The 10,743-nt window shown below is 66.1% G+C and carries 10 protein-coding genes and 2 pseudogenes; 7 read left to right on the top strand and 5 right to left on the bottom strand.

Annotated features, from left to right (window positions below; all coding sequences use genetic code 11):
* Nucleotides 1-141 precede the first annotated feature (141 nt).
* Genes QM619_RS06765 through QM619_RS06755 form a run of 3 tightly spaced genes read left to right on the top strand, consistent with a single transcriptional unit; the run spans nt 142 to nt 3,283 of the window.
* Nucleotides 142-1,362, top strand: coding sequence for a site-specific integrase (locus QM619_RS06765; protein WP_415105792.1), 1,221 nt, complete (start codon nt 142-144; stop codon nt 1,360-1,362).
* Complete coding sequence (locus QM619_RS06760) at nt 1,359-2,294, top strand: tyrosine-type recombinase/integrase (RefSeq protein WP_415105789.1); 936 nt, start codon at nt 1,359-1,361, stop codon at nt 2,292-2,294. Before QM619_RS06765 ends, QM619_RS06760 begins: the two co-directional genes overlap by 4 nt.
* On the top strand, nt 2,294-3,283 hold the full coding sequence (locus tag QM619_RS06755) for a tyrosine-type recombinase/integrase (protein WP_415105786.1): 990 nt from the start codon (nt 2,294-2,296) through the stop codon (nt 3,281-3,283). The genes QM619_RS06760 and QM619_RS06755 overlap by 1 nt, the downstream gene beginning before the upstream one ends.
* Before the next feature lie 27 nt (nt 3,284-3,310).
* Here the strand turns inward: QM619_RS06755 and QM619_RS06750 are convergent.
* A pseudogene (locus tag QM619_RS06750) lies at nt 3,311-4,189 on the bottom strand (IS256 family transposase); the annotation flags it as partial.
* Nucleotides 4,190-4,348: 159 nt separating this feature from the next.
* The gene (locus tag QM619_RS06745; protein WP_415105801.1) at nt 4,349-4,606 is read right to left on the bottom strand and encodes a recombinase family protein; all 258 of its coding nucleotides are present in this window, start codon (nt 4,604-4,606) and stop codon (nt 4,349-4,351) included.
* Here QM619_RS06745 and QM619_RS06740 point away from each other — a divergent pair.
* Nucleotides 4,507-5,337 (top strand): annotated as a pseudogene (locus tag QM619_RS06740) (nucleotidyl transferase AbiEii/AbiGii toxin family protein). The gene QM619_RS06745 and the pseudogene QM619_RS06740 sit on opposite strands and share 100 nt — an antisense overlap.
* Nucleotides 5,338-5,575: 238 nt before the next feature.
* Here QM619_RS06740 and QM619_RS06735 read toward each other — a convergent pair.
* Together QM619_RS06735 and QM619_RS06730 are read right to left on the bottom strand one after the other, a co-directional pair.
* On the bottom strand, nt 5,576-6,946 hold the full coding sequence (locus QM619_RS06735) for a hypothetical protein (protein ID WP_415105784.1): 1,371 nt from the start codon (nt 6,944-6,946) through the stop codon (nt 5,576-5,578).
* 165 nt (nt 6,947-7,111) lie between these two features.
* A complete protein-coding gene (locus QM619_RS06730; protein WP_415105781.1) occupies nt 7,112-7,483 on the bottom strand; it encodes an ArsR/SmtB family transcription factor in 372 nt (123 codons plus the stop codon).
* Nucleotides 7,484-7,572: 89 nt separating this feature from the next.
* Between QM619_RS06730 and QM619_RS06725 the strand changes: the two genes are divergently transcribed.
* The 3 genes from QM619_RS06725 to QM619_RS06715 all read left to right on the top strand — a co-directional run bounded on the left by QM619_RS06725 (nt 7,573) and on the right by QM619_RS06715 (nt 9,261).
* Nucleotides 7,573-8,010, top strand: coding sequence for a hypothetical protein (locus QM619_RS06725; protein WP_415105778.1), 438 nt, complete (start codon nt 7,573-7,575; stop codon nt 8,008-8,010).
* Nucleotides 8,011-8,014: 4 nt separating this feature from the next.
* A complete protein-coding gene (locus tag QM619_RS06720; protein WP_415105776.1) occupies nt 8,015-8,428 on the top strand; it encodes a methyltransferase domain-containing protein in 414 nt (137 codons plus the stop codon).
* A gap of 110 nt (nt 8,429-8,538) precedes the next feature.
* Nucleotides 8,539-9,261: a class I SAM-dependent methyltransferase gene (locus QM619_RS06715; protein ID WP_415105773.1), complete on the top strand. Its 723-nt coding sequence runs from the start codon at nt 8,539-8,541 to the stop codon at nt 9,259-9,261.
* Between the two features lie 112 nt (nt 9,262-9,373).
* On the opposite strand, the gene QM619_RS06710 is transcribed toward QM619_RS06715, so the two are convergent.
* Complete coding sequence (locus QM619_RS06710; RefSeq protein ID WP_415105770.1) at nt 9,374-10,249, bottom strand: Fic family protein; 876 nt, start codon at nt 10,247-10,249, stop codon at nt 9,374-9,376.
* Nucleotides 10,250-10,743 lie beyond the last annotated feature (494 nt).

Genomic DNA, 10,743 nt, shown 5'->3' with positions numbered 1-10,743 from the left:
GGTCCATTATGCCGATATCAGGATTATGCCGATGATGGCGGGGGTTCCCTGGTGGGAGGCGGGTTCCGCGCTGTCGTGGTCGGCATAATCCGGTGATCTGATCGACGCTCTTCTCATCCCGTTTCGTGGAGAGGAGAGGTCATGGTCAAGGTGTTGCGTTCGATCGTGTGTGGCCCGTTGGAGTCGCACGCGCCTGGTTTCGCGGTGGAGTTGCTGCGGCAGGGTTACTCGCGAAGTGGTGCCGATCAGCATGTGTGTTTCATCGCTCATCTGGATCGCTGGATGCTCGCCGAGGGTGTCGGCCTGAACGGGCTGGACACGTCGATGCTGCGGCGGTATCTGGAGGAGCGACGAGTGGCGGGGTATCGGGAGTATCTGTCGATGAAGGCGCTCGTGCCGTTGTTGGGCTATCTGTCGCCGCTGGGTGTGCTGCCGGTGGAGGAGCCTGCCGTGCTGGGTCCGGTCGAGGAGCTGCTGGCCTGCTACCGCCGCTACTTGCTCGTTGAGCGCGGCCTGAGGGTGGGGACGGTTCGCGGCTACCTGGACAACGTCCGTCCGTTCGTTGCTACTCGGCTGCGCGGCAGCATGCTGGAGCTTGCCGGGATCAGCGCAGGCGATGTCACCGGGTTCGTGTCGTCTGCTTGCCTGGGCCGCGCTGTTGGTTCGGCGAAGCTGATCGTCTGCGCGCTGCGGTCGCTGCTGCGATGGCTGCATCTGACCGGGCAACTGCCGGTGCCGCTGGCTGCGGCGGTTCCGGCGGTCGCCGGGTGGAAGCTGTCGAATCTGCCGGAAGCCCTGGAACCGTGTCAGCTGGACCGGCTGCTGGCCAGCTGCGACCGGCGCACGCCAACGGGTCGACGGGATTACGCGGTGATGCTGCTGCTGTCCCGACTGGGGTTGCGCGCCGGGGAGGCCGCCCGGCTCGGGCTGGACGACATCGACTGGCGGCGCGGTGAGATCACCGTCATCGGGAAGGGCAACCGGGGTGAACGGCTGCCGCTGCCGGCCGATGTCGGGAAGGCGATCGCGGCGTATCTGCGGCGAGGTCGCCCGGCCAGCGCGGAAGGACGCAACGTGTTCGTGCGAGTCCACGCGCCACGGGGGGCGTTGACCACCGGCGGGATCACGATGATCGTGTTCGCCGCTGCGGCCCGCGCGGGGCTCGGGAAGATGCACGCGCACCGGCTGCGGCATACCGCCGCGACCGCGATGCTGCGCGCCGGCAGCCCGCTTCCCGAGGTCGGGCAGGTGCTCCGGCACCGGTCCGTGCTGAGCACCGCGATCTATGCCAAGGTCGATCGTGACGCGCTGAGCGTGCTGGCCAGACCCTGGCCGACCGCGATCCCGGATGGTGTCTCATGACCGGGCTGCGGGACCAGCTCGCCGACTACCTGACACTGCGTCGCGCGCTCGGCTACCGGCTGCAGCGGCCGGAGAAGCTGCTGGACCAGTTCCTTGAGCACCTCGAACATCACGGCGAGGAAGTGGTCACCGTCGTCAGCGCGCTGGACTGGGCGCGGCTGCCGGCCAGCGGGGCCTCGAACTGGTGGGCCTACCGGCTGGGTGTGGTCCGCGGATTCGCGACCTACCTGCATGCGATCGACCCGGCACACGAGGTTCCCGCTACCGGCCTGCTGCCGCAGCGGCCGCTGCGCGCCAGTCCGTACTTGTATTCCGATGCTGAGATCGCGACGCTGATCGCCGCCACCGCGACGCTGCGCACCCCGCTGCGGCAGGTGACGTTCGCGACGCTGATCGGGCTGCTCGCGACTACCGGGATGCGGATCGGGGAAGCGATCAGCCTGGACCGCGGCGATGTCGACCTGGCCGGCGGACGACTCACGATCCGCTCCGGGAAGTTCGGTAAGACCCGACAGTTGGCGCTGCACCCCACCACGATCGAGGCGCTGAACACCTATCGGCGGCTGCGCGGCAGGTTCGCACCGCGGACGGGGACGTCGGCGTTCTTCGTCTCGATGGCCGGGACCCGGCTGATCTACTGCAACGTCCACAACACCTTCCACCGTCTTGTCCAGCTCACGGGTCTATCGCCGCGGTCGCCGTCGTGCCGGCCACGCATCCATGACCTGCGCCACACCTTCGCCGTCAAGACGATGCTCGACGCCTATGCCGCCGACGAGGACGGGCAGACGAGGCTGACGTTGCTTTCGACCTGGCTCGGCCACGTCCATCCGGCAAGCACCTACTGGTATCTGTCCGCAGCGCCAGAGCTGATGGCATTGGCCGCGGGGCGCCTCGAAACGCACCTGGCCGGCGGATCGGAGGTCCGGTGATGAGCGCGCTGGCCCCGACACTGCAGGCGTTCTTCACCGACCGGCTGATCCGGCAACGAAACGCCAGCGCCAACACCATCGCCGCCTACCGCGACACCATGCGGCTGCTGCTCGGCTATGTCTCCGCTCGCACCGGCGTCCCGCCGTCTCGGCTGGACATCGGCGAGCTGGACGCGGCGATGATCGGCGGGTTCCTGGATCACCTCGAGCACGAACGCGGGAACAGCGTCCGCACCCGCAACGCCAGACTCTCCGCGATCCACTCCCTATTCCGATACACGGCCCTGGCCCACCCCGAACACGCGGACACCATCGCGCGGGTGCTCGCGATCCCACCCAAACGGTTCGACCGGGCGCTGATCGCCTACCTCACCGACAACGAGGTCGACGCGCTGCTGACCGCCTGCGACACCCGCACCTGGACCGGGAGGCGCGACCACGCACTCCTGCTGCTGGCTACCCAGACCGGGCTGCGGATCTCCGAACTGACCGGTCTCACCCAGGGCGACGTGCACCTCGGCGCCGGGCCATACGTGGCCTGCCACGGCAAAGGCCGCAAGGACCGGATCACTCCGCTCACCCAGGACACCGTCACCGTCCTGCGCGCCTGGATCACTGAACTCGGCCCGCAGCCAGACGCCCCGCTGTTCCCGTCGCGTCGTGGCACCCGGCTCAGCCGCGATGCGATCGAGCGCCGCCTCGCGCACCACACCGCGACCGCGACCGCGGGCTGCCCATCGCTGCGAGGCAAGACGATCACCGCGCACGTCCTGCGACACACCACCGCGATGCGGCTGCTGCACGCCGGCGTCGATACCAGCGTGATCGCGCTCTGGCTCGGACACGTCAGCGTCGAAACCACCCAGATCTACCTGCACGCCGACATGACACTCAAAGAGAAGGCCCTCGCCCGAACCAGCCCATCCCAAGGCCAGCACAACCGATACCGGCCCCGGGACAACCTCCTCGCATGGCTCGAAGCCCTCTGATTATGCCGACCACGACAGCGCGGAACCCGCCTCCCACCAGGGAACCCCCGCCATCATCGGCATAATCCTGATATCGGCATAATGCACGATGCAGGTCTGCACGATCGTGTCCGGCCACACCGTGTTCACACTGTCAGGCAGGCCGGACAACCCGTCACACACCACCATTAGCACGTCTTCCACGCCACGGTTCTTGATCTCGGTGAGCACCTGCAGCCAGTACTTCGCACCCTCGCCGCCGTCGCCGGCCCACAGCCCGAGGATGTCCCTGTTGCCTTCGGTAGTGACCGCGAGAGCGATGTAGATGGGCCGGTTCGCGACTTGGCCGTCACGGACCTTCACGTGGATCGCGTCGATGAACACCACCGGATAGACCGGGTCCAGCGGCCGGTTCTGCCACTCGGCCATCCCGTCGAGGACCTTGTCGGTGATCGTGGAGATCGTCGTCTTCGACACCTCGCTGCCGTAGGTGTCGGCCAGGTGCGCACTGATGTCACCATGGGTCATCCCACGGGCCGATAGCGACAACACGATGTCCTCGATCGACCCCAGCCGGCGCTGCCGCTTCGCCACGATCCTCGGCTCGAACGTGCCGGCACGATCCCTGGGGACATCGATCGTGACCGGGCCGGCTTTGGTCAGCACCGTCTTCGAGCGGGTGCCGTTGCGGGCGTTCCCGTCCACCGAGGCACCCTTGGCGTGCTTGTCGTAACCGAGGTGATCGGTGATCTCGCCCTCCAGCGCGGACTCCAACACCAGACGGGTCAACTCGGCCAGCAGACCACCCTCACCATCGACCGGCAGCCCTTTGCGTTGCGCCTCGCCCACGAGCTGCGCGACAAGCCCCCTGTCCACCACCGGTGCCACCACGGCTCCAGCCACGTCCTTCTCCTGCCCCACGGCCATCTCAGCGACCGTCTCAACCTGCGTACTCATCGTGTTCCTCCTAGATCGGAGTTACACCGTTGAAAGTACAGTCCCCCCCTGAAACCGCCCCACCCCAACCGAAATTCCCGAATCCAGCAATTATCTCACGAAACAACCTGACAGGACACTAGATCGGAGTTACACCGTTGAAAGTACAGTCCCCGTCTTCGTGATCGCCGCATCGTCGGCCCGGTTGCGGGCGAGGCGGTCGACCTTGTGCACGATCACGAAGTCCACCGGCCGGTCCTGGATGTACTCCAGCATCCGCTGCAACTCGGGCCGTTCCAGCGACTTGCCTGAGCGGCCGCGTTCGACGAACTCCGCGACCACGAGGGCGCCCATCTCCAAGGCCCGCCGCCGGTTCGCCTCCCGCTGAGCCGTCCAGAGATACTCCAGCAGGGCGCGCTTACAACGATCTGCGCAACCTCGCCCGGAAACAGCAGCGTGACCCTGCCGAGTACATCACGCTGTACGCGCTCGAGGGCTTCCTCGCACGGCTCGCAGCATCGGAGTTCGCGGCAGGTTTCGTGCTCAAGGGGGGCGTGCTCATGGCAGCGTTTGCCGCACGTCGACCGACCCGAGACATCGACTTCGCCGCGCGCGGTTTCGCAAACGACCTCACGGAGATCGAACAGCGTGTCCGCAGAATCCTCGCTGGTCCTCGTGATGACGGGCTCGAGTTCGACGTGGACTCTGTCAGCGGCGAGCCGATTCGTGAGGAAGCCGACTACAACGGCATCCGGGTCAAGGTGACTGCGCGGTTGGCGACAGCGCAGGTCGCACTGCATCTCGATGTGAACTTTTGGTGACCCGATGTGGCCTGCGCGACGGAGGCTGTTTTGCCGCTCCTCCTGGGCGGCACGCTTCGGCTCCTAGGATATCCCGACCACATGGTGCTCGCAGAGAAGATCGTTACAGCGCTCGAGCGAGGTGAGCAGAACACGCGCTGGCGTGACTTCGCCGACATTGCCGCGATCTCACGCTCTCGACGCGTTGAGGGGGCTGATCTCAAGGAAGCGATTGATGTCGTTGCTCGGTGTCGCCAAGGCCAAGTCAGCCTCGATCCTCTTGGGCCGCTGCTCTCAGGGGTGCCCGAACTCGCACAACACAAATGGGAAGTCTGGTGAAGGAAGCAACGGCTCGAGCAGTCGACACCGGCCAACTTCACCGACCTGCTCGAAGCCTGCTTGGCTTTCGCGGAGCCCGTCCTCGCGAACGAGACCACTCATCTGCGATGGAATCCGACACGTCAGTCCTGGGAAACACGGCCCCTACGTCAGCGTAGTCAGAGACAGACTCGGTACTGGGTGTTCGACGACGCCCGACAGTCCTGGCGCTGCGTGCGAACGTCGTCAACGGCAATCTTCAGTCGGCCGTCGGCTTCGCGAACGCAACATAGTGACGGTCGAGGAATCCCGGTACATGCTGTTGCTGCCCAGCGGCTTGAATGAACGCGGCGACGACACCGCTCACGGCTCCGCCGGCGATGGCGGCGGTTGTTCCGCCGACGACGGCGCCTCCTGCTCCGCCCAGGCCGCCGGCGATGAAGTTGACGAGGTTTTCACGTCTCCACACGCGCGAGCGCTCAGCCTCCTTGTGCAGTTGCTGTCGTGCCTCCGCAAGCATCTCCGAGACGCCTTGCTGGACGGTTGCGGGACTGTTGCCGATCTGACGCATGCGTTCTGCGTAGTCGAGCGCCTCAGCCAGGTCATGCCGCCAGGTCGCGAGAGCGTCGCTTGACTGCCGAATGGAGACCAGGTCAGTAGGACTCAGCGCGTCGATGTTCGGAACGCTGGTACGCGCGACCTCGTGGACCCGCAGCTGCTGAACTGGGTCCGGCGTGCCGACGAAGAGCAGGCGTCCCATCAGCGGCGAGGCGCAGAGCACGTCCGATGAGCCGCCGAGAAGCTGAATGAGCGCGATGGTCGAGGCGGTACCTGTGATCGCGTTCTCGACGATGCTTCGTGGATTGAGGATGCGAAGGACGTCGATGAATGTCTCGGCGAGGACGGAGTCGCCTTCCTCCACGGCATGTCGAAGGGGCGCGACATCTGGGGAACGATTGCCCGCACGAATCTCTCGCCACAAGCCCTGCAAGGCGGGAGACAGCCCCGAGACGAACTCCACCTCGAACTCGTCCCACGCGTCCTGGACGGTGTAGGAGGCAGATTCTGCATCCAGCGCCGTCAGGATGTCGTTGCCCAGTTCGCCTGCGGCGTTGAGTTCCGCGCCGCCGGTGTAGAACGTGGCGACGATGTCGTTGTCGAGGAGTGCGGCGATCTCCGACAGCGAGGCGACCGCGGATGAGATGCCGAGACGTGACACCTCCCGAAACTCGCGGTGTTGAGAGAGGTGCATCTCGGCGGCGTGGCTCAGCGGATCCTCAATCACCAGCCCGTGGCTGTAGAGCAACGCACGGATGATTCCCGACGAAAACTCGCCAGTACCACTCACTCGCGGGTCTGTGGCCGCCGAAAGGCGAATGCCCGACGGCGAGTAGTCCGTGGCAGGGGACTCGTTGTTCAGATGATCGAAGAACAGCGACGCGCGGAGAGGGATGAGCGGCCAGATTTCGGTGACCGGACGTGCTGGCAAGGCCGCCGATCGAGGAGTATCAAGGATTCGTTCCGCAAGCTCGTCCACCTGGCCAACTGTCAGCGACTCCACGGCGGCGACGAGGTCCGGGCCGGCGGGCGCTTCGAGCGCAGTGCGGACAACATCGAAAGCACTCGCCATGCCCGGAGCATACGGGCACCTTCATGTCGCCTCCAGGCCGGTGTTTGTGGCTGGTGACGATCCGCATCGTCGCTGTGGCGTCCGTGATCGTGCCGCTGGCACGCTACTCGGCGACGAATATCAGGTTCTGTCAAGACCGGCGTGTATGCACGACCCGGTCCTGCTCTACGGCCCGGCGAGCGACGATTGGGGATCGAGCACGCCGCTGAGCATCGCCAAGGTATCGGGAACCAGGGAGTAGTAGGCCCACTTGCCGCGCTGTTCACGTGTGACCAGGCCGGCGTCGACAAGCTGCTTCATGTGATGCGACACCGTGGGTTGTGACAGGCCGACCGGCTCGGTCAGATCGCATATGCACGCCTCCCCGCCGGACTGTGCCGCGATCATCGACAACAGCCGCACCCGCGTCGGGTCGCCGAGGGCCTTGAACACTCGGGCCAGCTTCTGTGCGTCCTCGACCTCCAGCACGCCCGCTGTCACCGGTGCGCAGCATCTACCGGCGTCGGTCGTGGTCGCCAGCGGCAGCGAACTCGTCATGCCTCAACCCTACCCTCATATTGACAGCCGTCGATGCATTGATCATTATCAATATGACTTGATCCGACGGCTTGAACGGAGTGCGCACCATGAGCGACATCGCCGAACTGAGGGAGCAGATCCGGGCCCGGTACGCCGAGGCTGCGACAGCAGCGGCGTCCGGCACCCGCAACGTCGATCTGCTGATCGAGGACGCCTGTTGCGGCACCTCATGCTGCGGTGGCGCACCAGCCGACCGCGACATCGCCCAAACCATGAGCGACGACTCCTGCTGCGACTCCTCGTGCTGCGGCGACACCACGTCGAAACGCAGCTTCGGCGCCGTTCTCTACGATCTCGCCGACTCCGACGGCCTGCCGATCGAGGCGATCGAGGCGAGCCTGGGCTGCGGCAACCCGACCGCCGTCGCCGAACTCCGCGAGGGCGAGCGGGTGCTCGACCTGGGCTCGGGCGGCGGTATCGATGTGCTGCTGTCCGCGAAACGGGTGGGGCCGACCGGGTTCGTCTACGGGGTGGACATGAACTGACGAGATGCTGGAATTGGCCGAGGCCAGCAGGGCCAGGGCCGACGTGGGCAACGTGGAGTTCGTGAAGGGCACCATCGAGGACGTGCCGCTCCCGGACGACTCGGTGGACGTGGTGATCTCCAACTGCGTGATCAATCTCTCGACCGACAAGCCCGCCGTGCTCGCCGAGATGTTCCGCGTCCTCACCGCAGGTGGTCGAATCGGCATCGCCGACGTCGTCGCCGACGACGAGCTGAGCCCCGAACAGCGCGCCGAGCGCGGCTCCTACGTTGGCTGCATCGCCGGAGCCCTCTCCACGAGCGAGTACCTCGACGGGCTCGCCGCGGTCGGGTTCACCGACGCCAGCGTGGAATTCACCCACGAAGCGGCCGCGGGGATGCATGCCGCCATCATTCGCGCCACCAAGCCCACCGACTGACTCGCCAGGAGGGCACTGGGTTTCTGGCGCTTCGCTGAACCGGCGTCCCGTCAGAACTACGACGTCAGGGCGGGGTCGAGGTTCTGGGATCCAGGCCTAGGCTGTCGCACATGCCGGACGCCAAATTCGCCGACCCTCGGCTCGCGCCTTTGTACGACCTCTTCGAATCCGAGCGGAAGGACCTCGACGCCTACGTCGCGATCGTGGAAGAGTTCGACGCCCGGCAGATCCTGGACGTCGGTTGCGGCACCGGAGTGTTCGCGCTCATGCTCGCCGAACGCGGACGCGAGGTGGTCGGGGTCGACCCGGCCGCGGCGTCCCTCGACGTTGCCCGCTCAAAACCCGGTGCCGACAAGGTGCGATTCCTTCTCGGCGATGCCACGACGCTGCCGCCGTTGCAGGTCGACCTGGTGACGATGACCGGCAATGTGGCGCAGGTCTTCCTCACCGACGCCGAATGGGCGGCCACCCTGGCCGGCATTCACCAGGCGCTGCGTCCCGGCGGACGGCTGGTGTTCGAGTCGCGCGACCCGGCGCGTCGGGTCTGGCAGGAGTGGATCCGCGACTGGACGCCGGAGCACGTCAAGATCGCCGGCGTCGGCACCGTCGAGTCTTCGGTGCAGGTCACCCACGTGGACGAACCGCTGGTGACCTTCGACGACACCGTCACGCTTCCGGACGGCACGGTGATACCGACGTCATCGACGCTTCGCTTCCGCGAACGACACGAGTTCGAAGAAACGCTCGCCGCTGCCGGGTTCGAGCTCGACGAAGTGCGCGACGCACCCGATCGGCCCGGACTCGAGTTCGTCTTCGTGGCGACCCGACGGTAGGGCGTCCGGCATTGCCCCGTGTGGACGGCACGGACGGTGTCCGGCGGGTGCCAGGCGTGAGGTTCGCCATCGGTTGCTCCCGTCCGGGATTGCTCGGTCCCCTCCTTGGAGGTCAGCGGTACTCCTCGGCGATCATCCAATGATCGCGTATCCGGAACGCCGGGATCGTCTGACGTTTGGCCTTGTTGCTGGCCACATTCCCGCGGACGCCGTTGGCTCGTGCCCAGTCGGCCAGCGATACCACGCGGCGGCTGGTGATCAAGGCAATGCGTTTGTGCAGTGACTCGAGCAGCAGGAGTGTCAGGAGTCGGGTCATGCCGTCGTGGGCGTCGGTCGTCGCGTAGCGGTCCAGCAGCGGGTAGTAGTCGGTTTGCCGGTTCTTTGCCCGGACGATGACCGGAGGCAGACCGGCGTCCTGCAGCTGCTTGTTGATCAGGACGCGCCCGATCCGTCCGTTGCCGTCGACGAAGGGATGAATCACCTCGAACTCGCAATGGAACCGCGCGACCGCATCGACCGGCGAGGACGTGACGTCCGCCCGGTAACGCGTGAGCGCGTCCGAGATCAGTCCGGAGACGAACTCGGGGTTCGCGCCGAGATGTGCCCCGACCCGGACCCATTCGCCCGCGCGGCGGAATCGTCCCGCCACGTCATCGCGAATGCTGTCCAGGAGCATGCCGTGCCAGCGCAGGATCAGGTCGGTCGAGAGCGGCTCGGACGTCAACAGCAGGTCGGTCGTCACGGCGGCCAGGTTTCTGGCTTCGTAGATCTCGCGCAGATCGTGGCGTCCCGACGGCAACTGTCCGGCGAGGATCCGCTCGGTGTCATCGAGCGTGAGCGTCGAGTTCTCGATCGCGTTCGACTGCTGAACCGTCTCGGCCAACTCGGCCAGCGCGATCTGCTGGAGCGCTTCGGGGTGGTGAGCCGCCACATCGCGGTACGCGCCCAGCAGCGCGTCGGTTCGCTCACGGGTGGTGCGGTTGATCACGATGTGATCCTCATGAACCGCAACCTACCGTGAATTTCTGTGGGAAACGTAGGGAATTCACGTGGTGCTGGCCGGCGGTTCGTCGCCACTGAGATCCCGGGTCGGAGCCCGGGATGACGGCGGTCGCGATGGCGAGGTGGCCGGCAGCGACGCAACTAAAGAGGAGGGCCGGCAGCGACCCAACCAAAGAGGTGGGCCAGCAGTGACGCAACCGGAAAGCGGAGTGGGCTGCACCCCGTCCGGGTAGGTCGGGCGTAAAGCGCGCGAGCCCCCTGCCAGGGACTGAAAGACAACAGCAGAAGTAGGGCGAGCTGCGCACGGGCGGGACGGGGTGCAGCCCACTCCGCGGAACCAAACCTGACCACCGAGACTCGACCACAGCAACAGGGGTCTCGACAAGCTCGACCAACGGTGGCTGGGTCTCGACAAACTCGACCAGCGGTGGGATGAAAGAAGACCGTCCCCGCGACCCACGACGCGGACCGTTCTCGACA

Origin of the sequence: Micropruina sp. (assembly GCF_047606665.1) — a bacterium.
In the GTDB taxonomy this organism is placed as follows: Bacteria; Actinomycetota; Actinomycetes; order Propionibacteriales; family Propionibacteriaceae; genus Micropruina.
This window is presented reverse-complemented; position numbering and strand designations above follow the sequence as displayed.